Genomic DNA, 23,673 nt, shown 5'->3' on the forward strand with positions numbered 1-23,673 from the left:
CTTCTTTTTCTTGATAATGCTCTTTACAGTGCTACGTTAAAACAGCAATAAAAATTAATGAAGGGGAATTCAACTCAAATACCAATGATTATTATTTAAGACCGCTTTTCTCAAATAACCCTCATTGATTACGTACTAATCGTGATAGACTCCTCGTTGCCATTTATCTAAAAATTCATCGAAAAAGTGCGCATCTTGTTGTTCTGGATGTTGTTTTTCAACTTGATTAATTTTTTCAATTAGTTGTTCGTTGTCTTCTGTTGGATGATAGTGTGCTTCAATAAAAGCAGCAGCGATATCACAGATCAAGAATTCTCCTGTTATTTTCCCACCGAAACCAATAACATTTGCGTTCAATTCCTCTTTCGCATACAACGCTGTAGTCATATCGCGAACTAAAGCAGAACGGATACCCGGCACTTTGTTAACCGCATTGTTAATTCCAACACCTGTTCCGCAAATACATATACCCAAATCAGCCTGATTGCTCATTACGGCTTCTCCCACTTTTTTTCCGAAAATAGGATAGTGAGTTCGAGTAAAATCATACGTGCCTACATCTAAAATTTCATATCCCTTTGCTTTCAAAAAATCAGAAACTGCTATTTTGGTATCCGTCACAATATGATCACAACCAATGGCAATTTTCATAAAAACGCTTCCTTTCTATTATTTGTTAAGCCATTTTATTTAACATATCTACACGTATTTGATGACGCCCGCCTGCATAATGACCTGTTAAGAATTCTTTTATTATGTTTTTGGCTAGTTCCGTTCCAACAATTTTTGCGCCCACCGTGATCATCCGAGCATTGTTGTGTTCTCGCGCCATATATGCAGAACGCTCATCTGACAACTCGGCGACAATCATTCCTTTAATTTTAGCAGCAGTCATAAAACTACCTGCCCCATAACCATCAAAAACGATTCCTAAACTTTCAGTATCCTTTAAAACTTCATGAGCAACAGCAAGCGTTGCTTCTATAAAGTCTTCCGAAGCACTTTCACTTTTATCGATTACCTCAACTTTTTCTTGCAATAAGTATTGTTTCATTTCTGCTTTTAATTTTATTCCATCTAAATCTGAACCAAGTATGACACGCATTTTGTTTTCCTCCTTACCTCGTGTATCTACTATTAAAATTCTGTCCCTTTCTTTAAACTCAAATCCCCTTCTCGAAAACATAATAAAACAATATCGAACTTTATTCAACATTTATTTTCTTTTTTGTTTATTATTGTTTAATATTGTGTTGACATCTTTTTGAAAGCGTTTTATATTATACTTGTAAATAAATAATAATATATTAAAGAAACGAGGGGTTCTATGGTTATTAAAACATCGATTTTTTCATTAGATACTACCTATATTTCAAACAAAAAAACACAAGAAGAAGTTTTTGAAGAAGTTTATTTAGACTTGTTAAAAAAGAAATTAGTTACACCTGATTTTCTAACTAATTTATTGGAACGAGAACATAACTATCCGACTGGTTTAAGTTTAACACCGATTGATCCTGAACTACCGAATATCGCCATTCCGCATACCGAAAGTACCTTTGTACGGACGACAAGAATTATCCCGATTAAATTGAATCAACCCTTATCATTTCATAACATGATTATCCCAAATGAAACGCTCTCTGTTTCCTTTCTTTTCATGATTTTAAATGAAAACGGTATTGAACAAACGGGTCTTTTAGCAACTATCATGGATTTTATTAACACGACAGACCGTTCATCACTATTGGCTTTTTTTCAATGTGAAGATAAAGAAGAAGTTTATCATTTTTTACAAAAAAATTTTAAAGGAGAGATTTAACATGATCAAAATTTTAGCTGCATGTGGGGCTGGGGTAAACTCTAGCCATCAAATCAAATCTGCATTAGAAACAGAATTATCTAAAAGAGGCTACCAAGTTTCTTGCGATGCCGTAATGATTAAAGATATTAATCAAGAGATGCTATCCCATTATGATATTTTCGCCCAAATCGCCAAAACAGATTTGGGTTTCCCAATCACGATTCCTGTAGTTGATGCAGGCGCAATTCTTTATCGAATTCCAGCAATGGCTGAACCTGTTTATCAACAAATGGAAAGTATCATTCACTCTTTAAACAAATGATTTCCTTTTCAGACTAATTACTTACGCTTCACTGTCAACAATAACAAAACTAAGATAAAAATTTTGTTATCTTAGCTTATGAAGGAGAAAATAAATGAATACGATTATTGACCTAGCAAATACAATTTTTAAACCTTTAATTGATTTAGGTGCTGCTCCTTTAATGACTATTGTTTTAACACTGATTGCCCTTTGTTTTAAGGTAAAACCCACTCGCGCATTAGAAGGTGGTCTTAAACTAGGAATTGCTTTAACTGGTATCAGTGCTATTATAGGAATTTTAACTACTGCTTTCTCAGATGCAATGGCCTCTTTCGTAGAACGTACAGGAATTTCTTTAAATATTACTGATGTTGGTTGGGCACCTTTAGCCACCATCACTTGGGGATCTCCTTACACGCTTTACTTTCTTTTAATTATGGTGATTGTCAATGTCATTATGTTAATTCTAAATAAAACAAACACATTAGATGTGGATATTTTCGACATTTGGCATCTATCGATTGTTGGTTTATTTGCTATTTTTTGTGGCGCAAACTTAATAATTGCAACAATCTTAGTTATTTTCATAGGTGTTTTAAAAATTATCAATTCTGACTTAATGAAACCAACGTTTAACGATTTACTTAACGCCCCAGATACCAATCCTATGACTACCACGCATATGAACTATATGATGAACCCAATCATTATGGTTTTTGATAAAATTTTTGATAAGCTTTTCCCTTGGTTAGATAAATACGATTTTGACGCTGCCAAATTGAATAGTAAAATTGGCTTTTGGGGATCAAAATTTGCCATCGGAATTTACTTAGGGATTTTTGTGGGTCTTTTAGCTGGCCAAACACCCACGCAAATTTTTTCTCTATCCTTTACGGCTGCAGTCTGTTTGGAACTATTCTCTTTAATTGGAACTTGGTTTATCGCTGCAGTTGAGCCTTTATCACAAGGTATCACTGATTTTGCTTCGAATAAATTAAAAGGGCGTACACTTAATATTGGTTTAGATTGGCCTTTCTTAGCTGGTCGTGCTGAAATCTGGGCAGCAGCTAACGTATTGGCTCCAATTATGCTATTAGAAGCCATTGTCCTACCTGGCAACAAACTTTTACCACTTGGCGGAATTATTGCAATGGGTGTAACCCCTGCTCTACTAGTAGTAACAAGAGGTAAACTCATCCGAATGATTATCATTGGAGCAATCGAATTACCTTTGTTCTTATGGTCTGGTACCCTAATTGCACCGTTCGTTACCGAAACCGCAAAAAAAGTTGGCGCTTTCCCAGCGGGTCTAAATAATAATACTTTAATTTCACATACTACCATGGAAGGGCCAATGGAAAAATTCTTAGGATACTTAGTCGGCAATGCATCACAAGGTCAACTCGAATTTATTTTATACGCATGTCTGGCGCTAGTCGCCTATCTACTGATTTTCATTTGGTATGCAAAACAAATGAAGAAGCGAAATATTATTTATGCTCAAAAAGCTCAATAAGGGAAACTAAAAAGAAGAGGTGCATCTGCACCTCTTCTTTTTAGTAAATCACCCTGACAACTTTTTCCAATACTTTAGATGTGTCAAATTTATCTTTATTTGTAACTACCGCTGTCACTTCTTCTAATTGATAAAAAGAATAAAAATCCTGTTTCTCTACTTTAGAAGTATCCATTAACAAATATTTTTCTATTGAGTTATCTAATGCAATTGCTTGTGTTTGTCCTTCTTCAATAGTCGCTGTCATAATTTTATTATCTTTTAACGCATTGCAACTAAAAAATGCTTTATGAAAATGCATTTCTTCTAATGCTTTATTAGCGATTTCACCAAAAAAAGATTTAGTTAAAAGTCGCATTTCTCCACCAATTAAATAAATGGTTAACGCATTCTTTTTTTTACTTAACGTTTCAAACACAGGCAAACAGTTTGTTACTACTCTTAAATGTTTAAATTCCATTGCCTCGGCTAAAAGTTCAATAGTTGTTCCTGGTCCTAGAAAGATAGTTTCTTCTTCGTGAATTAAACTTAATGCTTTTTGGACAATTTCTTTTTTTTCAACACTATTAATAATTTGTTTATCAGCATGAGACAGTTCATGTGGACGATATGTATTTAAACTGCTAGCTCCTCCATGTACTCGTTTTAAACGCCCCGCTGCTTCTAATTCTGTCAAATCTCTACGAACAGTCATATCTGAAACATTTAATCGTTCCATAATTTCAGTAACTTTGATTGCCCCTTTTTGATCTACTAGAGAGACTATCGCATTTAATCTTTCTTCTTTTAGCATTTTCATCGCTCCATTGTTAGTATATCTTTTATTCTACGATAAAATACTTACTATGAATACTAAAACATTTCTCCATTTATTTTAACATGAACGACGATTTGTAAAAAATTGACGATTTAGCCTATCTTTATATAAACAGATATCACTTCAACGATTGATTTAGATCTATTTGAGCCTAGTCAAACAGAGATCTAGCATAAAAATTTTCCAGAAAAACATCCCCTACCCTGAGCACCTCTATCAAAAAAAATAGCACATAGGCCAAGGCAGGTTACTTATAAAAAGGTAAGCAACCCGCCTTTGCCTATGTTTAAGTAAACGATGTATTTCCCCTATTACTGATTCAAAGTCCTTAAAACTTTATAATCACTGTTTTGCACGAGTAAAACGCTACTTGGGTTATCTGGATAAGCAGCATTGCCATCAAATGATACAACAACAGTATTCGTACCAACTTTCGTGAATTGTGTGTATGAGCCCCCAGCACCGCCCACGTTGGCAAAATGTAATGTCATAGTATCGCCTTTTGTTTCTACCTCGCGCCAATTTGCCCGCTGATAGTTATGCCAGTCAATTTGAGTTGAAATTTCGTTTGTCGTGTTTTTATACATTCCTTCGTAAAAATCAATCGCTTCCTCTTTTGAAGACCACGGATTGACTGAAATATTTGGGATTTGTTCTTTAGTAATTGACGGGGCACCTACAATTTTTTCAAAGCCAGCCCTCAACTCTGCATTATCTGTTGCTCCAAAATATAGATAGTCATAAGGATTTCCTTGATTTTGCATCGTCACTAAAACTAAGGGCTGATTGTTAACGATGGTGAATAAATACAAGTGCTTTTGCATTTCTGGTTGCGTTTCTGCATCAGAGTAAACAGCAACTAACGCATATCCATCCTTCACTTGTCCATTTTCAGACCATTCTAAATAAATGGGATGCTGACCAATCGCTGGCTGCATAGTAACATTTCCTACTAGACCATCAGGCGCTTGAACACCATTAAAATTGATTGAATTTCCTAGTGTATATTCTTTATACGTTTGGTTCATCCGTTGCCCCCAATCAGCCATAAATTGTTGTAGCTGTGCCTTTTTTTGCGCAGACCACAACTGATTTTCAGTTTTAGTAGAAGCAGAAGAATTACTTTGAGTCGTACTAGATTTTGACTCCGTGCTCATTTGACTTGCTTGGCTGTTGTTAACGGTAGCAGGTGCTTTCATTTCTGATGTTGCTGTCGGCTTGCTTGATTTGCTTGCAGTGCTATCACCACTTTTATTGGAAGAACATCCTGATAAAATACTCAATAAAAGACCTATCAAGATTATTTTTTTCATTGGTAATCCCTTCTTTCTGACAAGAATACTGTACTACTTTTCCCCTTTTCTCACCAGTAAAACTCGACTAAAAACGGCTATGTTTATTTGTTATTTAATTGTTAATTTAAGTTGATTGTAAGCATCCCATAACCAAGGATGCACAACTTTAATATCGTGTTTCAAAATATAATCAATATAGAAATATGCGGCATTTTCTAAAGAACAATTTAAAGCTTGTAATAAACCATCTAAGTATGGTGGCTTCCCTTCTTGATCCCACTTTATTTTATCAGCGACAAACAAAACTAAATCTATGTCCGAATAGTTTTTCTTCAATGTTGTATGGCATTCAATCGCTGATAAAATTTCATTGTCTTCAATACCAAAATCCATTTTCGCAATAGACTTAGAAATTTTTTGATGAATTATCATTGGAAAGGCCATTTCTGCTTCGTTTAATTCAATCCCATATTTTTGTGCGACATTAATTCTCTGATTATTTGGATAAATCGCAGAGATATCGTGTAAATATCCTGCAATACTTACTTTTTCTGGACTAGTTAAATATTTTTCACCGAGTTGATAGGCATACTCTCCAACTTCCATACAATGATAATACGTCTTCTCACAGTTTTTACTCACTAAATATTGTTTAATTTCATTTTTCAACACCTGTTGATAATCCATTTCCACAGCCCTTTCTCATTCCGATTACTCTTCTAGATAAATAAATTATACTCCTTTCATCCTCTAGCAACCTTTTATTTTTTATTAAATAAACAACTAACTAAATTGAAAAAATTGAAACTTTTTGGTCCTCAAATTCGTCTATAACTAATAGGACGTTCAATTTTGTATAACGTGGAGGTGTATTTTTTAACTTTTTCATTAACCAAAGAGGAGTGAAAGTATGCGACATAAGAAAAGAAAATTCAAAATAAACGGGTATGTATTATTTAGTGCGTTAATCCTCATTGTTCTTGTTTTCATTCAAACGTTCCTATTAACTCAACCCAAGATAACAAGTAAAAATGATGATACTACGCAGACATCGACTAAAAATTCAACTGCAAAAAAAGATTCCCCGACCAAGTTAGAAAAGGAATCAACATACATGACTATTTCATCAAAAAAATATGCTTATTCAGCAGACAAAATCAGAAAATATATAACTGGAGAAGAACCTTACAAAGGTGAAAAATTAGTATTCTTAACCTTTGATGATGGCGTTAATAATCAAATAACCCCACAAGTCCTAGATACATTAAAAAAGTATAACGTCCACGCAACTTTTTTTCTTGTAGGAAATACCCTAACTTCCGAAAATCAAAACATAGTGAAACGCGAAGTCGCAGAAGGGCATTCAATAGGCTTTCATAGTTCAACTCATGATTATGCAACGTTATATCCAAACGGGATTGTCAACACTGAAGAAATACAAGCAGAAATAGCAACCATGGAGAACTCTCTTAAAAAAATATTGGGCGAAACATTTCAAACAACTCTCTGGCGATACCCAGGAGGTCATATGTCATGGGGAGGTACAGAAAAATCTGATGAATTATTCAAACAACTTGGCATCCATTGGATTGACTGGAATGCGATGGTTGGGGATGCGGAGCCGTTAGACAGACAGCCTACTACAGTCGCAGAAATGCTCGCTTTCCATCAACATTCACTTGAGGTTTATCCGGATTATAATATTAGAGTAGTCTTAATGCATGATTCAGTAGATAAGGAATTAACAAAACAAGCATTGCCACAATTAATAGAGTTTTATCAAGCAAATGGTTATCAATTTGGTGTCTTATATTAGAGCAACTCGGAGCACTAAAGGAAGTATTTCTGGTCTTAGTCAATGTTGATTTTCTACTTAATTACACACAAAAACACCCTCTTGCTGAGCAAGAGGGTGTTCGTTTGTCGAATAGTAAAGATTAACGACGGATTTCTTTGATACGAGCTGCTTTTCCGTGTAATGCGCGTAAGTAGTAAAGTTTTGCACGACGTACTTTACCGTAGCGAACCACTTCAATTTGAGCAACACGTGGTGTGTGTAATGGGAATGTACGTTCCACACCAACACCATTTGAAACTTTACGTACTGTGTAAGTTTCGCTGATTCCAGCACCACGGCGTTTAATTACAACACCTTCGAATAACTGGATACGTTCACGAGTACCTTCGACTACTTTCGCATGAACGCGAACAGTGTCACCAGGGCGGAACGCAGGAATATCCGTACGTAATTGTTCTTGTGTTAATTCTTGAATTAATGGATTCATTTTATCCTTCTCCTTATTCCCAAATATTCTTATGGTCACTTCTGCCACAGCGGAATATTGTAATAGTTAGAGCGCATTGCACTCACCAAATCAGTTTACCACAGACAAAATAAGCTGTAAAGAGAATTTTCTTGAAAGTTCCCTTATTTTTGTTCTTCTTGTTTAATTTCTTCTAATAACTTCAACATTTCAGGCGTCATTTCTACTGATTCCAACATGTCTGGTCGACGCAAAAAGGTCCGTCGTAATGATTCTTTTAGTTGCCATTCTGCAATTAATTTATGGTTCCCATTCGTTAGCACAGCAGGGACTTCCATATCGTTGAAAATAGCAGGTCTGGTATATTGTGGATGTTCTAATAGGCCAGTGGAATGTGAATCCGTTTGTGCAGAAAGATTGTTACCTAAGACATCAGGTAATAAACGGACTGTCGCATCAATCATGACCATTGCGCCTAATTCGCCCCCTGTTAAAACGTAATCCCCCAATGAAACTTCATCTGTAACCATCGTGCGAATTCGCTCATCATAGCCTTCATAATGTCCACAAATAAAAACTAAATGTTCTTCTTGTGAAAATTCCTCGGCCATTTTTTGATTAAACGGTTTTCCTGCTGGATCTAATAAGATGACCCGTTTTGGCTGCTGGTTTGTCTCTTCTTCAATTGCTTTTAGATTATCATAGATCGGTTGTACTTTTAAAAGCATCCCCGCGCCACCGCCATACGGATAATCATCGACCGTTTGGTGTTTGTTATCTGAAAAATCGCGAAAATTAGAGACATTCAATTCTAATAACTGCTTTTCCCGAGCTTTCCCAATAATTGATTCCCCCATTGGTCCTTCAAACATTCTAGGAAAAAGAGTTAATACATCAATTCTCATCGTCAATCAATCCTTCTGGAATGTCCACATCAATCCGTTGATTTTTGACATCGACTTTTGTAACAACGCCTTCAATATACGGTAAAAGCAAATCTTTTTTCTTTGGTCGTTGGACGACCCACACATCATTCGCACCAGGAGATAAAATTTCTTTAATTTTTCCCAGTTCACTACCAGTTTCATCATAAACAGTGGCACCAATGATTTGGTGATAATAAAATTCGTCCTCTGCCAATTCAGCGAGATTGTCTTTTGCAACTTTTAAAATACCGTCACGATATTTTTCAACATCATTGATATTTAGATGTCCTTCAAAGCTTAAAATGTCAAAATTCTTATGCTTGCGGTGGGACTTCACGACCAATTCAATTGGTGCTTTTTTCTCTTGAAATAGCAGTAACGTTGCCCCTTTTCGATAACGTTCTTCTGGAAAATCCGTTTTCGAAATGACCCGAACTTCTCCTTTGATTCCTTGTGTGTTCACAATTTTTCCTACATTTAAATAATCTGTCACGTGAAAGCCTCTCTTCCTTGTATTTCATCTTTCCTATTTTACCATTTCTTACGCGCAAATTCTATGAAAAAACAAAGGCCAACTTTTCCAGTCAGCCTTTGTTTTTATTAATTCGTTAAACCAGTTAATGTGCCATAAATTAAAAATAAATTCAATAACGTCAAGGCAATTGCAATAATCCAAGCTAAAAATTTCACCCACGCTGGATTCGCAAATTGGCCCATTAATTTTTTATCACTTGTATACATCGTTAAAGGAATAATCGACACTGGCAAAGCAATACTTAGGAAAACTTGCGTATAAAGTAACAAGTCTTCAACAGCCGTTTCGCTACCGCCATAAATAATGACACAGATAATGACTGGCACAATTGCTAACAAACGAGTTAACACTCGTCGTGCCCACAACGGCATTTTTAAATGGATAAAGCCTTCCATTACAATTTGTCCTGACAGCGTACCTGTAATCGTTGAATTTTGACCCGAAGCCAGTAAAGCAATTGCAAAAAGAATACTTAACACTGGGCTAGCAATATTACCAACAATATCTGGATTTTTCAGAGCATCAAATAAATCAACGAATTTACCTAATTCACTGTTGGTTCCATAAAATAATGCTCCCCCTAGGATTAGCAACAAACAATTTACGACGAAAGCAACAGTTAATTGAATATTTGAATCCCAAGTAGTGAAACGAATTGCTTTGGCTTTCTCAGCATCATCGTTACGATCAAATTTCCGAGCTTGCGCAATGGAAGAATGCAAATATAAGTTATGAGGCATGACTGTCGCTCCAACGATTCCCAAGGCTAAAAATAACATGGATTTATCTGTCGCTATTTTTGTGTCTGGAATAAAACCTCGTAATACTTCACCAACATTTGGATCTGCTAATGCCACTTCATAAGCAAAAACAAAAAAGATGACTGCAATTAAACAAGAAACAATTGCTTCGATTTTGCGAAAGCCTAACTTTGTCAGTAGCAAAAGTAATAAAACATCAAACGTTGTTATCAACACACCAATTAATAATGGAAAACCAAATAATAATTGCAAAGCAACGGCACCACCAATTACCTCAGCGATATCTGTAGCCATTATGGCTAACTCCGTCACCACCCACAAGGCAACGCCCGTTCGTTTACTTGTATGCTCTCTAGTCGCTTGGGCTAAATCCATTCCTGTCACAATTCCTAAGCGCGCAGCCATACTTTGTAGTAACATGGCAACTAAACTAGAAAGCAAAATCACACTAAGTAACGTGTACTTATATTCCGCTCCGCCAGCAATTGACGTAATCCAATTTCCTGGATCCATATAACCAACAGCTACTAAAGCGCCAGGTCCGCTATAGGCTAACAAAGTTCGCCAAAAGCTAGCATTTTTAGGTACCTCGACGGTATTATTTATCTCTTCTAAACTAGGTCCATTTGCATAATTAAGCATTTTTTCCGTTTTCTTTTCTTTCATCCAACATCCCTCAATCTATCTTGTTCACACATTTCACTTTTAGGTATACCTAAAACTAGTTAACATAATTATAGTCTTCTTATTCTTCGTTGTAAACTGTTACATTCTAATTTTTTTAAGCACTTTCGCTATAAATCGTTTGGTTTTTACCAAAAAATCCCTTACACTTATTTTATCATAGATCGGAGGTTATGAGGATGAAGTTAGATATGGTCGGTATTATCGTCAACGATATGACACAAGCACTCTCTTTTTACCAAACACTAGGTTTTAACGTGCTGGGAGAAGCTTCGCCCGATTACACAGAATTACAAAACAATGGCGTCAGGATTTCTTTAAATTCACTACAAATGATTACTGGCGTCTATGGGTTTGCGCCTAGTCAGCAAGGCGATAAAATCGAACTTGCTTTTCTTTGTGAAACGGCCGCAGAAGTTGATAGCACCGTGAAAAAAATGAGCCAAGCTGGTTACATTGTTTTTAAAGAACCTTGGAATGCACCTTGGGGCCAACGATACGCAATCATTAAAGACGTAGATGCAAATTTAATTTCACTCTTTGCCCCTCTATAATATTACTAAAAGATGTGCCACTTTCGTTTCTTCAACTCTCTTTCGAAAGATCAGTGCAGAATGGGTCTTAAGTAGGATGTCTTTTCTGTCTCTTTTTTTGTATAATAAACTTATCAAATGATGCGTATCTTACAACTTTGTTCGTTTGCAGAAAGAACAAACGATGTTTTTTATTGATAAAAAGTTATATACTAAAAGTACGATGAGTATAACTAAAGGAGATGAGAAATGTGAGTGTTACCCTATCTAGAAAAATTGTTAATATTATTTCCATTTTGGGCATTGTTGCAACCATAATTGCAACCATCTATTTTATCCGATTAGGTGTCTTCAAGGACATCAATGCACTAAGAGGACTAGTAGGGCAATCTGTCATTCTCGGTCCGATTATTTTCATGTTAATTCAGATTATTCAAGTGGTTATTCCGATTATTCCTGGTGGTGTTAGCTGTGCTGCAGGGGTCTTGATTTTCGGGCCAACAATGGGCTTCGTCTATAATTACGTTGGTATTGCACTTGGCTCTATTATCATTTTCTTATTAGGTCGTAATTATGGGAAACCATTCATTATGAGCCTTGTCAGTGATAAAACATATAACAAGTATATCGGTTGGTTAGACAATGAAAAACGTTTTGAACGATTGTTTGCTTTAGCAATTTTCTTCCCGATTGCACCGGATGATGCGCTTTGTTTAATGGCCGGTTTAACAAAAATGTCTGTGAAAAAATTTACTCTGATTATTTTATTAGCAAAACCTGCTTCTATCTATTTATATAGTCTTGCGTTAATTTATGGCGGTACATTTTTAACTAGCTTACTGGGAATGTAAAATAAATAAAAAAGCGAACGGACTAAATCAAAACTCTGCCTGTGTCAGTTTGATTTAGTCCTTTTATTATGGAATTTTGGTAGAAACTGGGGGACTTTTGATGTTTAGTTATTTTAAAAATAGTATTGTGAATACGCTAGATTTTCTTAAAGGAACAACGGCGTATTTTCGCGACGTGCTCTTGATGCACGGATTTATGTTATTCGTTCTATTGCCTTTATTGACAAGTTTGTCCAAATTGGTACTCAAAGAAGGTGGGATTGATTATATTTCCTACGATAACTTAGGGGCAATTGCTACGCAACATCCCTATGTCCTTTTGACTTTTCTACTAATTGGGCTATTAATTTTACTGGCGCTCTTTTTTGAATTTACCTTTTTATTGCTTAGTGTTTATTTTATTAAGAAAAAGCAACCAATTACTCTAACGCAATTATTGCACGGCACCTTGCTTCAGATCAAAAAAGTTCGAGGAATTACCTTTCTGTTTTTCCTGGCATATTTCTTTTTGATTTTACCATTAAGTGGGTTAACCTTCCGCTCTTATTTATTAACAAGAGTTAAGATTCCAGCCTTTATCTTAGATTTTATTTTTGCAAATCGCGTCATTATTATTATTGGTTTCGTATTGTTAGAACTGATTATCTTATATTTAGCGATTCGACTTGCTTTTGCCCTTCCAGAGTTGATTTTACGTGATGTTGGTTTTCGTGAGTCTTTGAAACGTAGTTGGCAAATTACAAAGCGACGCTTTTTCCAGATTTTAGGGCAATTTATTATCATTGGAGGAACTGTTTTAGGGATTTTTACGGCTGGCTATTTCTTGATATTTTTAGGTCAAACCGCCGTTGAAACGTTTAAACCTGAGTGGTCTTTACCTAGCGCTGTCATCGCTATGACACTCCTTCAGGTTATGATGCTTTTAAACTTGGTGTTGTCTAGTGTTGCTATTTTTTACATTATTGTTGATGATATGGAGGATGAAGGGATTTTGCCTGACACGCCAGAATGGTTCACCCCGAAATCAGAGGTTCGGGTAGAATGGACCACCTTCAGAGTCGTTCTTTTTTGTTTGATTGCAATCATCTTCGGAATTGGTGTAGGCACCTATAATACGAATTACCTAAGTCATACACCTGACCGAAAACCGGTTACCATCTCCCATCGTGGTGTCAATGGTAACAATGGCGTTCAAAACACCTTAGACTCTTTAATCGAGACCAATAAGGCAAAACCTGATTATGTTGAAATGGATATTCAAGAAACCAAAGACCATCAATTTATTGTCATGCACGATTTTAATTTACGGGCGTTAACGGGCGTTAATAAACGACCGAATCAATTAACACTTAAAGAATTAACGAATATGAATGTCACAGAAAATGGTCAAACTGCTAAAATGGTTTCTTTCGATGATTATTTAGCCAAAGCCAATCAATTAAAACAACGTTTATTAATTGAAATCAAAACCACGCCTCAAGATAGCCCTGATTTAGTGCAGCGCTTTGTCAAACAATACCGTGAAAATATTTTAGAAAACGGTCATATCCTTCATACCTTAACCTATGATACGGCGATGGCCTTAAAGAAAGAAGAACCACGCTTTTATGTAGGCTACGTTATTCCTTTTAACATTGTGGGACCACCTAAAATGCCAGTTGACTTTTTTACTATGGAATACAGTACAATGAATCGTAACTTTGTAAATGCCGCTCATCATGATGGGAAAAAGGTTTATGCTTGGACAGCAAATGATGAAGATGTTATGACGCGAATGATTTTTTATGGCGTCGATGGCATCATTACCGATCAGCTCAGTCTACTGAACGAAACAATGAAAACCGATTTAGAAAATCCAACATACTCCGATAAACTGTTGAATTTCGCTATTGGAATGGGTTAAAAAAAGAGCGTGGGACAAAAATCACTTTGGATTTTTGCTCCACGCTCAAAAACTGATAAACGGCGGGAACAGAAGCAACTCCTTCGGAAATAAGCCGGAATTATCCAAAAATTAAAGAACAATTTTCGGAAATTCCTTCTTATTTCTCGGAGTTAAACGCTTCTGTCCCGACCTCTTTTACGTTCATGTTAGTTGTTTTTACCAAAAATTCTTAAGAAAGCTAAGAATAAGTTGATGAAGTCAAGGTATAATTGTAATGCGAAGAAAACGGCCATCCCAGTACCTGCTTGATCACCTGTTTGCGCATAGACTTGGCGTATACGTTGGTTATCATAAGCAGTAATCCCTGAGAAAATTAGGACCATTAAAATGGAAATAAAGAATTCTACAGCACTACTGTGTAAAAGGAACATATTTAGCAACATCGCAATGATAATTCCGATTAAGGCACTATAAGCGGCATGACCAACTGCTGATAGGTCTTTCTTCGTAAAGACACCTACTAATGACATCGCGCCAAAGGTAGCTGCTGCACTTAAAAATGCGCCGGCCACTGTTCCACCAGTATACATTAATAACGTCACGGATAAAGTGACACCATTTAATAATGCATACGCAACAAATCCTGCAATCGCAATGGTTGGATTCTTCTGTGCTTTTGCGCCTAGATATAAAACTAAGCCAATTTCAACAAGCCAAATCATCCAAAAAGCTAAGCTTGATTGGAATAAAGTAGCTAGAACAGGTAAAAAGACAGTTGTCATTGCATAAGCCATGATTGCGCTAATACCAATTCCTAACGCTAAAAATCCGTAAATTTTGGCATAAAATTTATTCAAACCTGTGCCAGTTTGGATATACTCTTGATTATTCATAAGTTAAAGTCCCTTCTTTCTCTGTTAATTCATCAATCGTCACTTGGGGTGGTTGAACCATCACCACTGCATCTAACACGCGATTTTCTTGCTCATTAACAGCCTCAACTGAAATGGTAATCACATCTTTCATTTTGTCGACTTTGATTACTTCTAATTGGAAAGTCAATGTTTCGTAATGAAAAACGGGTTCCACAAAGTTCACAGAGAAATTCACAACATGGGAACCTGGTCCTGGCAAATGTTTTGAAATCGCACTAGTGATAATTCCCATCAGCATAATTGATGGTACGATTGGTTTTTCATATTCTGTTTTTTGGGCATAATCATGTTGGATATATAAAGGATTCGCATCATTGGTCAAGCCCAAGTAAAGTAATAAGTCCTTGTCTTCAATTGACTCTGTCAAGGACAACGAATCTCCCTCTTCGATATCTTCGATGGTTTTGCCTAATTTTCTCGGTTTTCCGATATTCAAATTAGTACACCTCCGTTATTGATAAGATAATTGTACCAAAATGTACTTAAAAGGCAAGTTAAAAAGTAGTCTTTAAAGGATGTTTAAACAAAACCAACTTATCTGCCATGCTAGATTTTAAAAACAAACAACGGAACAGGAGCAGCTTCTTATTTTTTGAAGCCAGATACCCCTGTCCCGATTTTATTTATGTTCTCTTATAAAACGTTTCTAGTTGTGTTACTTAGTAATGTTTCGTAAGCTTGTTCAAATTTCTGAACGTCGCCAGCACCCATAAAGACCACCACTGCATTTTCAAAATCTAGTAAAGGCGACACATTATCTTCGGTAATTACTTGTCCACCTTTTTGAATTTTTTCGCCTAAATCTTCAATGCGTACCTCGCCTTGTGTTTCACGCGCAGAGCCAAAAATATTACATAAGAATACTTCATCTGCCAAATCCAGTGCTTCAGCAAATTCATCCATTAACGCAATTGTTCGTGTAAATGTATGTGGCTGGAAGACAGCAATAATTTCTTTGTCAGGATATTTTTGACGAGCGCCATCAATCGTTGCTTTAATTTCAGCTGGATGGTGCGCATAATCATCAACAATAATCATGTCACTGACTTTTTTCTCGCTAAAACGACGTTTTACACCTTTAAAACTTAGCATTTCTTCTGCGACTTTTTGCATATCAAGTTTTTCAAAATAAGCCACAGCAATCACACCTAGCGCATTCATGATATTGTGATGGCCAAATGCTGGTAAGACAAAATGACCTACAAAATCATCCTTGTGATAAACATCAAAAGATGAGCCTTCCGTTGTTCGTTGAATATTTCGTGCTTGGATATCATCCTCTTCACTGACGCCATAATAATAAACTGGCACTTCTGATTCTAACTGACGAAGATACTTATCATCACCATAAGCAAAAATTCCTTTTTTGACTTGATGAGCCATTGTTTGGAACGCTGAAAAAACATCCTCAATGCTCTTGTAGTAATCTGGATGATCAAAATCGATATTCGTCATAATCGCATAATCTGGTGAATAAGCCAAGAAATGACGACGATACTCACACGCTTCAAATGCAAAGAAATCAGCATCTGGTTCGCCGTGGCCAGTGCCATCCCCTATTAAATAACTAGTTGGATTGATACCACTTAATACATGTGCTAGCAAACCAGTCGTGCTTGTTTTCCCATGTGACCCTGTTACAGCAATGCTTGTATAGGGTTCGATAAAACGAGCAATGAAATCGTGGTAACGAATTACTTCTGCGCCTAATTCGATGGCACGGGCGATTTCCTCATGGGTATCTGGAAAAGCATTTCCAGCAATAACAATCATGTCTTTATCAATATTATCTGCATTAAATGGTAAAATAGGGACACCTGATTTTTCAAGATCCCGTTGTGTAAAGAAATACTCTTCTACGTCTGATCCTTGAACGTTGTAGCCTTTTTGGTGTAAGACCAACGCTAATGAGCTCATGCCAGAACCTTTAATTCCGACAAAATGGTATAATTTGTTCTCTTGATTTCCCATTATAATCCTCTTCTCTGTCACTATATAAAACATACCTTTTTTAAAAAAATTTCAATCATACGAGATTCATTATCGTATAAAACAAAAAAATAATCAACTATTAAAACAGAATAAAAAACTTACATGTTTCAAATCCACATGCAAGTTTCATCTCTTAACTAAAATATTTACTGTTTTCTAATACAGAACTTGAATCTTCTAGCATCCCACTTAATGGTTTATCCAAGATGCCCTTTTTCTTCTCTTCTGTCACAGGTGCTTCCGGCTCCACTTGAGCATTCGCTTTAGCTAATTTTTTCCCATAAGCAGTTTGACTTTTAGCATTTTTCTTTGCGGCATTCAAACGGGAACGCGAACGTAAATCTAACGCATCTTCGCCAAAACGTTCTAAGTCTGGTTTGATTTGTTGATATTGTCGTCTAGTTAAAGGAATCTCAGGTTCTGAGGTTGGAATATTAAATTTCCGCACCGTTGGATCTTCTTCCGTATCTTTCACTTGAAAAGCCGTTGGTTCATCATCAAGAATGACATATGAACGACGATCTTTTTTCATTGCTTTTAGCAACTCTTCTTCAGTAAAACTAGGTTCCTGTTCCTCAGGAATCACAGAAGCCGGGATATATTTAGGAACAAAATAAGAAGGTGTCGTTTTTTGCACTAATGGTGATGCGGCAGGTCTACTTGGTTTCGCTACGACTTCTTTTTTTTTATACGTTTGTGTCCAGCCATTTCCTTTTGGTGTCCCAAAAAGGCTATTATTTTTTTTCGTTGCTTGTTTATTTTTCGTTGCTTTACTAGCATGTTTTGTATAGTCTGGCAAATTAGAACGATGACGTGCTAATTGCTCTTGTTGTGCTGCCGTTAATTGTTGTGTTTGTTTATTTGTAGTTGATTGATTCGTTGTTGGTTGTTGGACGGATGGTGTGCTTTGTCTAGTATCTTCGGCAGATGTTGCAGTTCTTCTGCTACCAGACATTGCTTTACCAATCAGATCATCTTGAAATAAGTTACGTTCATTATCTGTTGGTAATTTTACGCCCTGTTCATCATCATAAGCTGGAAAACGGAAATGTTTTCTCTTCACTTGAGCATTATCCATTGCGGTCATTCCTTTTATTTTTCTTTCTCATTAGTTTAACACATTCTCAATGAATACTAAAGAACTTGCCTGAATTTTTAAGAGAACAAAAAAGAAACCTCTGTTTAAAAAGGTTTCTTTTTCTGTTTATTTATCTAGTTGTAATTTGGCAAAGTCCGCTTTGATTTGGATGAACGACTGAAATAATTGTAAAAACTGAAAGAGCCGCGCCCGATTTTCAAATTCATTTCTTGTTTGCGGCAATGGTTTTGTGCGATAGGTTTCATAAACGTTCTTAATTCGATTCATAATTTCTTGTCCATCATTATTCTCTGCAAATGTTTCTGCCGTATATTCCAACAATTGTTGAATATAGCGAACTTGTTGCGCATCAACAGTAATATCTTCTAATAATTCCAACATGTTTTTTAGAATATTACTTTGCATTTTTCTCATCGCAAAGTACTCTAAATAGTACGTATTGGTAGACAGCAATTGATTCTCGGCATGATTTTTGGCCCACGTCTCGCCTGTGCGAATAAAGGTTTTTAAATCTGCACAATACATGACCAAATTTCGCTCTCCTGCAGCGTTGTTTAAATGTAGCGCCATTTCCCTTAAAATTTTACGAAACATTGTTTCAATGACTTCTTGGTCTTCTCTTAAACGTTTTTCTGTATCAGGCATATAAGAATTAGCTAATAACGCTAGTCCCACACCAATACTCATTAATAAAAACTCATTTCCAATAATCGCCCAAGAAAGATTTTTTTCGACTAAATAATGAGTTACCAAAACGGAACTCACAACAATCCCATCAGATAATTGAAAATACACAGCTGCTGGAATAAATAATAACAAAAAAATACCAAAAGCAATCGCTGTAAAACCTAAAAAAGTAAAACAAATATACGCTAAAATAGTTGCTAAAGCTAAGGATAACAAACGATAAATCCCTGTCATGACAGATGTTTTTTTCGTGCTAGTAACACTTAAAACCGAAATAATCCCTGCCGAAGGGGCATAAAGTAATCCCAGTTTTTCCGCAATAATCATTGCTAATGCAGCGCTAATGGCTGTCTTGACTGTTCGTAAACCAATTTTCATGCATACTCCCCTTAAAAAATAATAATTCTTCACTTTTCTCTAGTAATTTTACCTCTATTTCGGTTATCATTAAAGAGAAAAGTTATTTAGGAGCGAATATTTATGATAGTGGGTCGATTTCGTTTAGGCATGCGAACGTTAAAAACAGCAATTGCTGTCATGCTGTGTATTCTTTTATTTCAATTTTTCCATCGTGGCTCACCTATGATTGCCTGTTTAGCAGCTGTTTTTTCGCTAAGACAAGATTTAAATACCAGTTTGTCTTTTGGAAAATCGCGCATTATTGGAAACACATTGGGTGGCTTTTTAGCTTTGCTTTATGTATTAGCACAAGATTATTTTCCTAATCAACACTTAGTAGAATTACTGCTACTACCACTTTTAGTCATTATCGTCATCGTTGTTTCTGATGGGATTAATAACAATGCTGGAATCATTTCTGCAACTGCGACACTTTTAATGATTTCTTTAAGTATTCCGCAAAGCGATTCCTTTCAATACGCAATGGAACGTGTGTTGGATACATTCATTGGGACCTTTATAGCGATTGGTTTAAACGTCTTTTTACAACCTAAGCCAGCAGAAGAAGCCCATGAAATTTCTGAAGATTTAGCTGAATTAGAAAAGAAGGAAAAAGAACTAGAAGCTCTACGCCAACAAGTTCAAGCGCGGATTGCTGCAGAAGAAAACACTGACGACAAGGCAAATAAATAAAGAAACAGCCGATTGAAGAGAACAACAATCGGCTGTTTCTTTATAGTTCCCAATTCGTTTTTGCTTGAAAGTTGGCGGCTGCGCCAATCAAGTTGGCATCATTTTGATAATGGCAGGTCACGATTTCTGGAACAAAATCTTTTAATTCAAAGGTCTGTAAATGCGTTAGCATCCGGCGATTAATCTCTGCTAATAAGCCTTCTTTAGCAGAAACACCGCCTCCAAGTACAATCATTTCAGGATCATAAGAAAACTGTAATCCGAATAATCCTTGTGTTAAATAATCATAAAAATTATTGACTTCTTCGCGAGCAACCTCATCCCCTCGTTGTGCCAGTTCAAAAACTTCTTCTCCTGTCACCGCCTGTTTTTCGACTCCAATTCGTTCACAATAACGCTGAGCCATTTTGACAGCTGTGCCAATTTCACTGAATGTTTGGCCATTACTTAAAAAGTTCAGTCCAAACTCGCCTCCATATAAATGAGCACCTTTGTACAATTCGCCATTTCGAAAAATCGCTCCGCCAATTCCTGTCCCAATAACGACAAAAAGCACTTCTTTTTTCCCTTTCGCCGCGCCTTCATATATCTCAGCTAAACCAGCACAATTCGCATCATTTTCGATAGTCACTGGTAACCCAAACAACGCTTCTAATTCTTCATAAATGTTAAAATGATGAATATATGGAATGGCGGAAATCCCTAAAATCTGTTGACTTTTTTCGTCAACTACTCCAGGTGAACTAAAAGCAACACCACTAATCGACTCATTTCTTTTGTCTGCATAAACCGAATATAAATGCGCTTTCATTTCTTCCCAAGAGCCAGGTGTTGGAAAGCTCCCTTGATTTGTTAATTCTTTGCCTGTCCAAACGCCGTATTTCACGGAAGAACCGCCAAGATCAAATGCTAAAATTGCCATATTTATCCATCCTTTTCTACTTCTGTTTTCTTATTTCTTCGATACGTATACGGTCCATGATAGGTCTCATCAGGATTTTTCGTCAAGCGAAATTTCAATGGAACATAGTCAATGCCGCCTTTAACAAAAGGATGACATCGTAAAATCCGTGCTACTCCCATCGTTGTTCCTTTGACACTTCCATGTGTATGAATTGCATCAATCATATATTGTGAACACGTTGGGTAATAGCGACAACGTGCAGGCAATCCTGGAGAAATAAATCGTTGATAAAAACGAACACCGCCGATTAACGGATTTTTCATAAAGTGCCTTCTTTCTAACTAATTCTTACTAAAGAATAGCTTGTTTTTTCATGTTTGGCAAGTCCTAGTTACGAGAAATCACACCAGGTGCACCTATTACGAATTCTTACATTTCTGTTGCTATCCAAATGAAAAAAAACGTGCTACACTATAAAAAAAGGAATGGAGGCATAGTAAATGGGATTAAAATTTGAACGTTCCAATGACTTAGATAAACTCTTCGATTCTTTCGCCGTTGATCCATTAAAGAAAGAAGTCCCTCTTGAAGAACTGGCAAAACAACGACAAGAAGCAAAAAAAGAAGAAGCAAAAAAACAAGCAAAAGAGTAATTTTGCTTGTTTTTTTCTATAGAAACTTTTCAATTGCTGTCCAAGCTGCTTCTTTTCCTTCTTTTGTTTCAGAAGAGAAAATAATAAAGTCATCTTGTTTATCAAAATTCAAGGCTTTTTTGATGACACTCTCGTGTTTGTTCCATTTGCCCCGCGGAATTTTGTCTGCCTTAGTTGCCACAATAATAACTGGCAAATCATAGTATTTCAAAAATTCATACATTTGGATATCATCTTGGGTCGGCGGATGACGTAAATCAATTAAAGAAACGACTGCACGTAATTGCTCACGTTGCGTGATATACGTTTCAATCATTTTTCCCCACTTCGCACGTTCTGTTTTAGAAACTTTGGCATAACCATAGCCAGGAACATCCACAAAATGTAAGGCATCCTCAATTAAATAAAAGTTTAGCGTTTGCGTTTTACCAGGTTTGCCTGAAGTTCTTGCTAAATTTTTACGATTAATCAAGGTATTAATAAAAGATGATTTCCCAACGTTCGAACGTCCAGCTAAAGCAATCTCCGGTAACTGAGATTCAGGATATTGTTTAGGGGATACCGCACTAATCACGATTTCTGCATTATGTACGTTCATTGTTTTCCTCCGTTCTTCTATTCAGTCTTTCATTCAAAAGCTTAACAAAAACAGCTCTTTCGGAGATCCGCCGAAAGAGCTGTTTTCAGCTTCAATCTTATACAGCTTCTTTATCTTTTTTGTTATAAATAATTGTTGGTTTACCGTTACCTTCAGCTGCCATTTTAGTAATGATAACTTTTTCAATACTTTCATCTGAAGGAACATCAAACATTACGTCCATCATAATTTCTTCAATGATTGAACGAAGTCCGCGTGCGCCAGTATTACGTTCAATAGCTTTGGCTGCGATGGCTTTTAATGCTTCTGGTTCAAATTCTAATTTAGTGTCATCAAGAGACAATAATTTTTGATATTGTTTCACCAAGGCATTCTTCGGTTCTGTTAAAATTCGAACTAAATCATCATTCGTTAATTTATCAAGCGCAGCCATTACAGGTAAGCGTCCAATAAATTCTGGAATTAAACCAAATTTCAATAAATCTTCTGGAATAATATGTTGCATGATGCTTTCTTCTTCATTTAAAGCAGAATTAGTTTTACCAAAACCAATAGTTTTTTCGCCTAAGCGGTTTTTAACAATAGTTTCAATTCCATCAAATGCTCCACCAACGATGAAGAGAACATTCGTTGTGTCAATTTGGATAAATTCTTGATGTGGATGTTTGCGGCCCCCTTGTGGTGGTACACTTGCAACTGTTCCTTCAAGAATTTTTAGTAAGGCTTGTTGAACACCCTCACCTGAAACATCTCGAGTAATCGAAACATTTTCACTCTTACGGGCAATTTTATCAATCTCATCAATATAGATAATGCCCTTTTCCGCACGTTCAACATTATAGTCAGCAGATTGTAGCAATTTTAAAAGGATATTTTCAACATCTTCCCCTACATAACCTGCTTCTGTTAAACTGGTCGCATCAGCGATCGCAAAAGGTACATTTAATGTTTTTGCTAACGTTTGAGCCAAGAAAGTTTTACCTGAACCTGTTGGTCCAATTAAACAAATGTTACTTTTTTGCAATTCAACGTCATCTTGAGTTGCAGCTGTTTCTGATTGATTCACACGTTTATAGTGATTGTAAACAGCAACAGAAAGTGTGCGTTTTGCACGTTCTTGTCCAATAACATATTCATTTAAAACATTTAAAATTTCTTGGGGTTTTGGCACATCCGTTAATTCTCGGACTGCTTCATCATAAAATTCTTCATCAATAATCTCTTTACATAGATCAATACATTCATTACAAATATAGACACCCGGACCAGCAACAATTTTTTTTACTTCTTCTTGTGTTTTCCCACAAAATGAACAACGAACGGTCCCGTTATTATCCGTATTGTCGTACATGTTCGTCACCCCTCTAAAAATCAAAAAATGACTGTCATCACAGTCTCTCATCATAATAGCACAAACCACTTTAAAATGCGAACATCTCAGATAGAAAGTTTTATTGTTCTTAGACTTCTTATGGTATACTACATTATATAAAAGCACTTTCATAAAAAGTGATTGTGTTGAAACAAATTGGAGGAAT

General features: G+C 36.1%; 27 protein-coding genes. 9 read left to right on the forward strand and 18 right to left on the reverse strand.

Features of this window, described 5'->3' with window-relative positions; translation table 11 throughout:
• Positions 1 to 135 precede the first annotated feature (135 nt).
• Positions 136 to 651, reverse strand: a complete 516-nt coding sequence (gene lacB / locus MKZ30_RS07930; protein WP_002374591.1) for a galactose-6-phosphate isomerase subunit LacB — start codon at positions 649 to 651, stop codon at positions 136 to 138.
• A gap of 25 nt (positions 652 to 676) precedes the next feature.
• Complete coding sequence (lacA, locus tag MKZ30_RS07935; protein ID WP_002357188.1) at positions 677 to 1,105, reverse strand: galactose-6-phosphate isomerase subunit LacA; 429 nt, start codon at positions 1,103 to 1,105, stop codon at positions 677 to 679.
• 222 nt (positions 1,106 to 1,327) lie between these two features.
• Between lacA and MKZ30_RS07940 the strand changes: the two genes are divergently transcribed.
• From MKZ30_RS07940 to MKZ30_RS07950, 3 genes are all read left to right on the forward strand, one after another.
• Positions 1,328 to 1,822 carry a PTS sugar transporter subunit IIA gene (locus MKZ30_RS07940; RefSeq protein WP_033601031.1) on the forward strand — a complete coding sequence of 165 codons (495 nt, stop codon included), beginning with the start codon at positions 1,328 to 1,330 and terminating at the stop codon, positions 1,820 to 1,822.
• A 1-nt stretch (position 1,823) separates the two neighbouring features.
• Positions 1,824 to 2,126, forward strand: coding sequence for a PTS sugar transporter subunit IIB (locus MKZ30_RS07945; RefSeq protein ID WP_002357185.1), 303 nt, complete (start codon positions 1,824 to 1,826; stop codon positions 2,124 to 2,126).
• A gap of 94 nt (positions 2,127 to 2,220) precedes the next feature.
• On the forward strand, positions 2,221 to 3,624 hold the full coding sequence (locus MKZ30_RS07950) for a PTS galactitol transporter subunit IIC (protein ID WP_002357183.1): 1,404 nt from the start codon (positions 2,221 to 2,223) through the stop codon (positions 3,622 to 3,624).
• 40 nt (positions 3,625 to 3,664) lie between these two features.
• Here the strand turns inward: MKZ30_RS07950 and MKZ30_RS07955 are convergent, their stop codons facing one another.
• From MKZ30_RS07955 to yqeK, 3 genes are all read right to left on the reverse strand, one after another.
• Positions 3,665 to 4,417, reverse strand: a complete 753-nt coding sequence (locus MKZ30_RS07955) for a DeoR/GlpR family DNA-binding transcription regulator (protein ID WP_002374588.1) — start codon at positions 4,415 to 4,417, stop codon at positions 3,665 to 3,667.
• 335 nt (positions 4,418 to 4,752) lie between these two features.
• On the reverse strand, positions 4,753 to 5,754 hold the full coding sequence (locus MKZ30_RS07960) for a DUF4767 domain-containing protein (protein ID WP_002419915.1): 1,002 nt from the start codon (positions 5,752 to 5,754) through the stop codon (positions 4,753 to 4,755).
• 90 nt (positions 5,755 to 5,844) lie between these two features.
• Positions 5,845 to 6,423 (reverse strand): bis(5'-nucleosyl)-tetraphosphatase (symmetrical) YqeK, encoded by a 579-nt coding sequence (gene yqeK / locus MKZ30_RS07965; RefSeq protein WP_002419916.1) that lies wholly within the window; start codon positions 6,421 to 6,423, stop codon positions 5,845 to 5,847.
• Positions 6,424 to 6,646: 223 nt separating this feature from the next.
• Between yqeK and MKZ30_RS07970 the strand changes: the two genes are divergently transcribed.
• The gene (locus tag MKZ30_RS07970) at positions 6,647 to 7,552 is read left to right on the forward strand and encodes a polysaccharide deacetylase family protein (protein ID WP_002419918.1); all 906 of its coding nucleotides are present in this window, start codon (positions 6,647 to 6,649) and stop codon (positions 7,550 to 7,552) included.
• 121 nt (positions 7,553 to 7,673) lie between these two features.
• On the opposite strand, the gene rplS is transcribed toward MKZ30_RS07970, so the two are convergent.
• The 4 genes from rplS to MKZ30_RS07990 form a co-directional block, all read right to left on the reverse strand.
• Complete coding sequence (gene rplS / locus MKZ30_RS07975) at positions 7,674 to 8,021, reverse strand: 50S ribosomal protein L19 (protein WP_002357176.1); 348 nt, start codon at positions 8,019 to 8,021, stop codon at positions 7,674 to 7,676.
• Between the two features lie 143 nt (positions 8,022 to 8,164).
• Entirely contained in the window at positions 8,165 to 8,905 is a 741-nt protein-coding gene (gene trmD / locus MKZ30_RS07980) for a tRNA (guanosine(37)-N1)-methyltransferase TrmD (RefSeq protein WP_002381776.1), read from the reverse strand.
• A complete protein-coding gene (gene rimM, locus MKZ30_RS07985) occupies positions 8,895 to 9,419 on the reverse strand; it encodes a ribosome maturation factor RimM (protein WP_033601030.1) in 525 nt (174 codons plus the stop codon). Before rimM ends, trmD begins: the two co-directional genes overlap by 11 nt.
• Before the next feature lie 107 nt (positions 9,420 to 9,526).
• Positions 9,527 to 10,888: an Nramp family divalent metal transporter gene (locus tag MKZ30_RS07990; RefSeq protein ID WP_002360069.1), complete on the reverse strand. Its 1,362-nt coding sequence runs from the start codon at positions 10,886 to 10,888 to the stop codon at positions 9,527 to 9,529.
• A 197-nt stretch (positions 10,889 to 11,085) separates the two neighbouring features.
• Between MKZ30_RS07990 and MKZ30_RS07995 the strand changes: the two genes are divergently transcribed.
• The 3 genes from MKZ30_RS07995 (at position 11,086) to MKZ30_RS08005 (ending at position 14,193) form a co-directional block, all read left to right on the forward strand.
• Positions 11,086 to 11,460 (forward strand): VOC family protein, encoded by a 375-nt coding sequence (locus tag MKZ30_RS07995; RefSeq protein ID WP_002419919.1) that lies wholly within the window; start codon positions 11,086 to 11,088, stop codon positions 11,458 to 11,460.
• Between the two features lie 221 nt (positions 11,461 to 11,681).
• Positions 11,682 to 12,290, forward strand: a complete 609-nt coding sequence (locus tag MKZ30_RS08000; protein ID WP_002383106.1) for a TVP38/TMEM64 family protein — start codon at positions 11,682 to 11,684, stop codon at positions 12,288 to 12,290.
• 100 nt (positions 12,291 to 12,390) lie between these two features.
• A complete protein-coding gene (locus tag MKZ30_RS08005) occupies positions 12,391 to 14,193 on the forward strand; it encodes a glycerophosphoryl diester phosphodiesterase membrane domain-containing protein (protein WP_002364138.1) in 1,803 nt (600 codons plus the stop codon).
• A 188-nt stretch (positions 14,194 to 14,381) separates the two neighbouring features.
• Here MKZ30_RS08005 and MKZ30_RS08010 read toward each other — a convergent pair whose 3' ends face one another.
• The 5 genes from MKZ30_RS08010 to MKZ30_RS08030 all read right to left on the reverse strand — a co-directional run bounded on the left by MKZ30_RS08010 (position 14,382) and on the right by MKZ30_RS08030 (position 19,266).
• Entirely contained in the window at positions 14,382 to 15,068 is a 687-nt protein-coding gene (locus MKZ30_RS08010) for a Bax inhibitor-1/YccA family protein (RefSeq protein WP_002364139.1), read from the reverse strand.
• The gene (locus tag MKZ30_RS08015) at positions 15,061 to 15,546 is read right to left on the reverse strand and encodes a MaoC/PaaZ C-terminal domain-containing protein (protein WP_002357164.1); all 486 of its coding nucleotides are present in this window, start codon (positions 15,544 to 15,546) and stop codon (positions 15,061 to 15,063) included. The genes MKZ30_RS08010 and MKZ30_RS08015 overlap by 8 nt, the downstream gene beginning before the upstream one ends.
• Before the next feature lie 197 nt (positions 15,547 to 15,743).
• Positions 15,744 to 17,081: a UDP-N-acetylmuramate--L-alanine ligase gene (gene murC, locus MKZ30_RS08020; protein ID WP_002357163.1), complete on the reverse strand. Its 1,338-nt coding sequence runs from the start codon at positions 17,079 to 17,081 to the stop codon at positions 15,744 to 15,746.
• A gap of 154 nt (positions 17,082 to 17,235) precedes the next feature.
• On the reverse strand, positions 17,236 to 18,189 hold the full coding sequence (locus MKZ30_RS08025; RefSeq protein ID WP_002360064.1) for a hypothetical protein: 954 nt from the start codon (positions 18,187 to 18,189) through the stop codon (positions 17,236 to 17,238).
• Between the two features lie 117 nt (positions 18,190 to 18,306).
• Positions 18,307 to 19,266 (reverse strand): aromatic acid exporter family protein, encoded by a 960-nt coding sequence (locus MKZ30_RS08030; RefSeq protein WP_002419923.1) that lies wholly within the window; start codon positions 19,264 to 19,266, stop codon positions 18,307 to 18,309.
• A 102-nt stretch (positions 19,267 to 19,368) separates the two neighbouring features.
• On the opposite strand from MKZ30_RS08030, the gene MKZ30_RS08035 reads away from it, so the two are divergent.
• Complete coding sequence (locus MKZ30_RS08035; protein ID WP_002365791.1) at positions 19,369 to 19,980, forward strand: FUSC family protein; 612 nt, start codon at positions 19,369 to 19,371, stop codon at positions 19,978 to 19,980.
• A 40-nt stretch (positions 19,981 to 20,020) separates the two neighbouring features.
• Here MKZ30_RS08035 and MKZ30_RS08040 read toward each other — a convergent pair whose 3' ends face one another.
• Together MKZ30_RS08040 and yidD are read right to left on the reverse strand one after the other, a co-directional pair.
• Positions 20,021 to 20,902, reverse strand: coding sequence for an ROK family protein (locus MKZ30_RS08040; RefSeq protein ID WP_002365792.1), 882 nt, complete (start codon positions 20,900 to 20,902; stop codon positions 20,021 to 20,023).
• 2 nt (positions 20,903 to 20,904) lie between these two features.
• Positions 20,905 to 21,207: a membrane protein insertion efficiency factor YidD gene (yidD, locus tag MKZ30_RS08045; protein WP_002357157.1), complete on the reverse strand. Its 303-nt coding sequence runs from the start codon at positions 21,205 to 21,207 to the stop codon at positions 20,905 to 20,907.
• A gap of 177 nt (positions 21,208 to 21,384) precedes the next feature.
• On the opposite strand from yidD, the gene MKZ30_RS08050 reads away from it, so the two are divergent.
• Complete coding sequence (locus tag MKZ30_RS08050; protein WP_002362024.1) at positions 21,385 to 21,537, forward strand: SPJ_0845 family protein; 153 nt, start codon at positions 21,385 to 21,387, stop codon at positions 21,535 to 21,537.
• Positions 21,538 to 21,553: 16 nt separating this feature from the next.
• On the opposite strand, the gene yihA is transcribed toward MKZ30_RS08050, so the two are convergent.
• Together yihA and clpX are read right to left on the reverse strand one after the other, a co-directional pair.
• The gene (gene yihA, locus MKZ30_RS08055; protein WP_002357155.1) at positions 21,554 to 22,135 is read right to left on the reverse strand and encodes a ribosome biogenesis GTP-binding protein YihA/YsxC; all 582 of its coding nucleotides are present in this window, start codon (positions 22,133 to 22,135) and stop codon (positions 21,554 to 21,556) included.
• Positions 22,136 to 22,232: 97 nt separating this feature from the next.
• Entirely contained in the window at positions 22,233 to 23,486 is a 1,254-nt protein-coding gene (clpX, locus tag MKZ30_RS08060; protein WP_033601029.1) for an ATP-dependent Clp protease ATP-binding subunit ClpX, read from the reverse strand.
• Positions 23,487 to 23,673: the final 187 nt, after the last annotated feature.

Origin of the sequence: Enterococcus sp. LX10, from assembly GCF_023539285.1 — a bacterium.
GTDB lineage: Bacteria > Bacillota > Bacilli > Lactobacillales > Enterococcaceae > Enterococcus > Enterococcus faecalis.

Bases quoted from the DNA above. Each gene is read 5' to 3' on its own strand.
- lacB (WP_002374591.1), bottom strand. From the start codon at position 651: ATGAAAATTGCCATTGGTTGTGATCATATTGTGACGGATACCAAAATA.
- lacA (WP_002357188.1), bottom strand. From the start codon at position 1,105: ATGCGTGTCATACTTGGTTCAGATTTAGATGGAATAAAATTAAAAGCA.
- MKZ30_RS07940 (WP_033601031.1), top strand. From the start codon at position 1,328: ATGGTTATTAAAACATCGATTTTTTCATTAGATACTACCTATATTTCA.
- MKZ30_RS07945 (WP_002357185.1), top strand. From the start codon at position 1,824: ATGATCAAAATTTTAGCTGCATGTGGGGCTGGGGTAAACTCTAGCCAT.
- MKZ30_RS07950 (WP_002357183.1), top strand. From the start codon at position 2,221: ATGAATACGATTATTGACCTAGCAAATACAATTTTTAAACCTTTAATT.
- MKZ30_RS07955 (WP_002374588.1), bottom strand. From the start codon at position 4,417: ATGCTAAAAGAAGAAAGATTAAATGCGATAGTCTCTCTAGTAGATCAA.
- MKZ30_RS07960 (WP_002419915.1), bottom strand. From the start codon at position 5,754: ATGAAAAAAATAATCTTGATAGGTCTTTTATTGAGTATTTTATCAGGA.
- yqeK (WP_002419916.1), bottom strand. From the start codon at position 6,423: ATGGATTATCAACAGGTGTTGAAAAATGAAATTAAACAATATTTAGTG.
- MKZ30_RS07970 (WP_002419918.1), top strand. From the start codon at position 6,647: ATGCGACATAAGAAAAGAAAATTCAAAATAAACGGGTATGTATTATTT.
- rplS (WP_002357176.1), bottom strand. From the start codon at position 8,021: ATGAATCCATTAATTCAAGAATTAACACAAGAACAATTACGTACGGAT.
- trmD (WP_002381776.1), bottom strand. From the start codon at position 8,905: ATGAGAATTGATGTATTAACTCTTTTTCCTAGAATGTTTGAAGGACCA.
- MKZ30_RS07990 (WP_002360069.1), bottom strand. From the start codon at position 10,888: ATGAAAGAAAAGAAAACGGAAAAAATGCTTAATTATGCAAATGGACCT.
- MKZ30_RS07995 (WP_002419919.1), top strand. From the start codon at position 11,086: ATGAAGTTAGATATGGTCGGTATTATCGTCAACGATATGACACAAGCA.
- MKZ30_RS08000 (WP_002383106.1), top strand. From the start codon at position 11,682: ATGAGAAATGTGAGTGTTACCCTATCTAGAAAAATTGTTAATATTATT.
- MKZ30_RS08005 (WP_002364138.1), top strand. From the start codon at position 12,391: ATGTTTAGTTATTTTAAAAATAGTATTGTGAATACGCTAGATTTTCTT.
- MKZ30_RS08010 (WP_002364139.1), bottom strand. From the start codon at position 15,068: ATGAATAATCAAGAGTATATCCAAACTGGCACAGGTTTGAATAAATTT.
- murC (WP_002357163.1), bottom strand. From the start codon at position 17,081: ATGGGAAATCAAGAGAACAAATTATACCATTTTGTCGGAATTAAAGGT.
- MKZ30_RS08025 (WP_002360064.1), bottom strand. From the start codon at position 18,189: ATGACCGCAATGGATAATGCTCAAGTGAAGAGAAAACATTTCCGTTTT.
- MKZ30_RS08030 (WP_002419923.1), bottom strand. From the start codon at position 19,266: ATGAAAATTGGTTTACGAACAGTCAAGACAGCCATTAGCGCTGCATTA.
- MKZ30_RS08035 (WP_002365791.1), top strand. From the start codon at position 19,369: ATGATAGTGGGTCGATTTCGTTTAGGCATGCGAACGTTAAAAACAGCA.
- MKZ30_RS08040 (WP_002365792.1), bottom strand. From the start codon at position 20,902: ATGGCAATTTTAGCATTTGATCTTGGCGGTTCTTCCGTGAAATACGGC.
- yidD (WP_002357157.1), bottom strand. From the start codon at position 21,207: ATGAAAAATCCGTTAATCGGCGGTGTTCGTTTTTATCAACGATTTATT.
- MKZ30_RS08050 (WP_002362024.1), top strand. From the start codon at position 21,385: ATGGGATTAAAATTTGAACGTTCCAATGACTTAGATAAACTCTTCGAT.
- yihA (WP_002357155.1), bottom strand. From the start codon at position 22,135: ATGAACGTACATAATGCAGAAATCGTGATTAGTGCGGTATCCCCTAAA.
- clpX (WP_033601029.1), bottom strand. From the start codon at position 23,486: ATGTACGACAATACGGATAATAACGGGACCGTTCGTTGTTCATTTTGT.